The organism is Sphingomonas sp., assembly GCF_035555815.1.
Lineage (GTDB): Bacteria > Pseudomonadota > Alphaproteobacteria > Sphingomonadales > Sphingomonadaceae > Sphingomonas.
This window is the reverse complement of record NZ_DATMGG010000090.1, coordinates 1-3568: the sequence shown is the minus strand read 5'-3', so window position 1 is coordinate 3568 and position 3568 is coordinate 1. Positions and strand designations below refer to the sequence as shown.

Genomic DNA, 3568 nt, shown 5'->3' with positions numbered 1-3568 from the left:
GACATGGAAATCATCACCTATGTCCGCACGGGCGCGATCACCCATCAGGATTCGATGGGCAACCAGGGCCGCACCGGCGCTGGCGACGTCCAGGTGATGAGCGCCGGCACCGGCGTGCGCCATGCCGAATATAACCTGGAGGCGGAGACGACGACGCTGTTCCAGATCTGGATCGAGCCGACCCGTACCGGCGGATCGCCGTCGTGGGGCGCCAAGCCGTTTCCGAAGGGTGATCGTTCGGGCCGGTTCGTGACGCTGGCGTCGGGCTTCGACGATGACGGCGCGCTGCCGATCCGGGCCAATGCCCGCGTGCTCGGTGCCACGCTGAAGGCGGGTGAGAGCGTCACCCATGACGTTGGCGAGGGGCGCCACGCCTATCTCGTCCCCGCCGTCGGGGCGATCACCATCGACGGCGACCGGTTCGAAGCGCGCGACGGCGCGGCGATCGGTGGCGGCCAGACCGTCACCATCACCGCGATCGACGATGCCGAGATCGTGCTGGTCGACAGCGAATAATCCCCCAGGCCGTCGCTCCATTCCCCCCCGGAGCGGCGGCCACCCTTTTTCTCACCATCATCCGTCAGGGAGTGCATCCAATGCCCAAGGTTCTGGTTCTCTACTATTCGTCCTACGGCCATATCGAGCAGATGGCTGACGCCATCGCCGAGGGTGCGCGCTCGGCAGGCGCACAGGTCGACATCCTGCGCGTGCCCGAAACCGCGCCGCAGGCGGTGGTAGAGGCCGCGCATTTCAAGACCGACACCGCGCACCCGGTAATCGCCGGGCCGCAGGTGCTGACCGAATATGACGCGATCATCGTCGGCGCGCCGACCCGGTTCGGCCGGATGGCCAGCCAGATGGCGGCGTTCTGGGATACCGCCGGCGGCTTGTGGGCCAGCGGCGCGCTCCACGGCAAGGTCGCCGGCGCCTTCACGTCGACCGCGACCCAGCACGGTGGGCAGGAAACGACGCTGTTCAGCATCATCACCAACCTGCTCCACTTCGGCCTGACCATCGTCGGCCTCGATTACGGTCATGCCGCCCAGATGGGCGTCGACAAGGTGCGGGGCGGGGCGCCCTATGGCGCGACCACGGTCGCCGGCGGCGACGGCAGCCGCCAGCCCGACGCCGATGAGCTGGCCGGCGCCCGCTATCAGGGCCGCCGCATCGCCGAGGTCGCCGCCAAGCTTGCCGGTTAAGGTCGCGGGGGGGCTTCACCACGCCCCATCCCCGTTCGCCCTGCGCGTGTCGAAGGGCCGTCCCTCTTCTCTGTGAGGAAGCAGGGCGGTGCTCGATACGCTCAGTACGAACGGCGTCTCGTCGGCAATCGGACCTGGCGCGATGGACAGCGGAAACGAATTTCGTCGCCGCTGTCCAGCATGTATAGCGCCGCCATGCTCGCAGACCATATCCTGTTCCTCGACGGCGAGGCGATCGTGCTCGACAAGCCGGCCGGCCTGCCGGTTGACCGCCCGCGCGATCGTTCGCCCAGCGTCGAGGCGATGCTCGACGATCTCAAGATGGGCTTCCAGCGCCCGCCGCAGCCCGTCCACCGCATCGACCGCGATACCAGTGGCTGCCTGTTGCTCGCGCGCAATCCCGGCGCGATGAAACGGTTCGGTCAGGCGTTCGAGGCCGGGCAGGTCGCCAAACGCTATTTGGCGGTGCTCGAGGGCGTGCCGGAGGGTGGAGATGGCACGATCGACCTGCCGCTGACCAAGGTCAGCACGCGCGAGGAGGGCTGGCGGATGACCGGCCGCCCCAACGGCAAGAAGGCGATCACCCGCTGGCGCCTGCTCGAGGAAAAGGACGGCCGCGCGCTGGTCGAGTTCATCCCCGAAACCGGCCGCACCCATCAACTCCGCGTCCATGCCGCCGAGGGGCTGGGCCATCCGATCGTCGGCGATCGCGTCTATGGCCGGGCCGGGCCGTATCTGTTGCTCCACGCCGCGGAGATCCGCCTGCCGCGCCCCGGCAAGCCCGACGTCCACGCCGAGGCGCCGCTGCCCGCGCGGTTCGAAGGCTTCGCGGGTGTCGATTGAGGACCGCATTGCCGAGGCGATCGTCGAGGAGAAATTCCTCGCCGCGACCGGCCCCGGCGGACAGAATGTCAACAAGGTGGCGACCGCGGTGCAGTTGCGCGTCGATGTGTTCCGGCTGGGCCTGCCGCCGTTCGCCTATCAGAAGCTGAAGCTGCTGGCGGGCACCAAGCTGACCGCCGCCGGCGAGTTGCTCATCACCGCCCGCCGTTTCCGCACGCAGGAAGCCAACCGCGACGACGCCCGCGCCCGCCTCGCCGAACTGATCGCCGAGGCCCATGTCCAGCAGGCCAAACGCCGCGCGACCAAGCCGAGCAAGGCCGCCAAGGCACGCCGGGTCGACGACAAGAAGGGCCGTAGCGCGGTGAAGGCCGGGCGGGGGAAGGTGCGGGTGGAGTAGGCGCTACCGTGCCTTTCCCGTCCCCCGGCGCCGTACCGGAGCCCCCGCGCCGGCGCGTGAGGATAGCAGCGGCCCCAGCCCCGGGGACGATACCGAGGTCATTCCACAGCGGTTCTCGCACTCGATCAGGCCGCGCTTCCAGTCACGGCGATAGCGTTTCAACCGTTTGTCGCGCGCGATGCGACAAAGGTGGCGCGCCCGGTTGGATTCGAACCAACGACCACAGGCTTAGAAGGCATGTGCTCTATCCAGCTGAGCTACGGGCGCCCGCGCGCCGATTAGCGCGGATTGCGCGGGCGCGATACCGGCTTCATAAGTTCGCGCCATGAACCACGGGGCGGCACCAGCGGCGGTCGACGCGCGCGCGATCACGGGCGGACATTTCCGCTATTTCGATTTCGTCATGGCCGCGTTCGTCGCGATCCTGCTGCTGTCGAACGTCATCGGCGCGGGCAAGGTCGCGAGCGTCGCCGGCTTCACCTTTGGCGCCGGCATCCTGTTCTTCCCGATCTCCTATGTGATCGGCGACGTGATGACCGAGGTCTACGGCTATGCGCGGGCGCGGCGGTGCATCTGGGCCGGGTTCGTCGCGGTGCTGTTCATGGCGCTGATGAGTTGGGTGGTGGTGGCGCTGCCCCCCGCCGCCGGCTGGACCGGGCAGGCCGCCTATGAATCGGTGTTCGGGCAGGTGCCGCGGATCGTGCTGGCGTCGGTCGCGGCGTTCTGGGCCGGCGAGTTCGTCAACTCGTTCGTGCTGGCGCGGATGAAGGTGTGGAGCGAGGGGCGGGCGCTGTGGGCGCGGACGATCGGGTCGACCATTTTCGGCGAGGGTGTCGACAGCCTGATCTTTTACCCGCTGGCGTTCCTGGGCGTGTGGCCGGCCTGGCAGGTGGCGACGGTGATGGTGACCAACTGGGCGCTGAAGGTGGGATGGGAGGTGGTGCTGACCCCGGCCACCTATGTGATCGTCGGTTTCCTGAAACGGCGCGAGGGCGTCGACGTCTATGACCGCGACACCAACTTCACGCCGTTTTCGGCGCGGGTATGAGCGCGCTCCAGGCGGCGAAGCTGTGGCTGATCGGCCATGTCCACCTGGCCAAGGACGCGCTGCACATCTACGTCGGGCTGG

Annotated in this window: 5 protein-coding genes and 1 tRNA gene; 5 read left to right on the top strand and 1 reads right to left on the bottom strand. The window is 68.3% G+C overall.

Translation table 11 applies throughout. The annotated features are described in order from the left end of the window. From VNR91_RS05190 to arfB, 4 genes are all read left to right on the top strand, one after another. Nucleotides 1-516: pirin family protein (locus tag VNR91_RS05190; RefSeq protein WP_325489716.1), on the top strand; the 516-nt coding region annotated here is incomplete at its 5' end. Nucleotides 517-596: 80 nt separating this feature from the next. After that, on the top strand, nucleotides 597-1199 hold the full coding sequence (gene wrbA, locus VNR91_RS05185) for an NAD(P)H:quinone oxidoreductase (RefSeq protein WP_325489715.1): 603 nt from the start codon (nucleotides 597-599) through the stop codon (nucleotides 1197-1199). Nucleotides 1200-1394: 195 nt separating this feature from the next. Further along, nucleotides 1395-2042, top strand: coding sequence for an RNA pseudouridine synthase (locus tag VNR91_RS05180; protein WP_325489714.1), 648 nt, complete (start codon nucleotides 1395-1397; stop codon nucleotides 2040-2042). Then, on the top strand, nucleotides 2032-2439 hold the full coding sequence (gene arfB, locus VNR91_RS05175; protein WP_414712377.1) for an alternative ribosome rescue aminoacyl-tRNA hydrolase ArfB: 408 nt from the start codon (nucleotides 2032-2034) through the stop codon (nucleotides 2437-2439). The genes VNR91_RS05180 and arfB overlap by 11 nt, the downstream gene beginning before the upstream one ends. Nucleotides 2440-2629: 190 nt before the next feature. On the opposite strand, the gene VNR91_RS05170 is transcribed toward arfB, so the two are convergent. Beyond that, nucleotides 2630-2706: transfer RNA gene (locus VNR91_RS05170), tRNA-Arg, on the bottom strand. Nucleotides 2707-2764: 58 nt separating this feature from the next. On the opposite strand from VNR91_RS05170, the gene VNR91_RS05165 reads away from it, so the two are divergent. Further along, nucleotides 2765-3487, top strand: coding sequence for a queuosine precursor transporter (locus VNR91_RS05165; RefSeq protein WP_325489713.1), 723 nt, complete (start codon nucleotides 2765-2767; stop codon nucleotides 3485-3487). The last annotated feature ends 81 nt before the right edge of the window (nucleotides 3488-3568 follow it).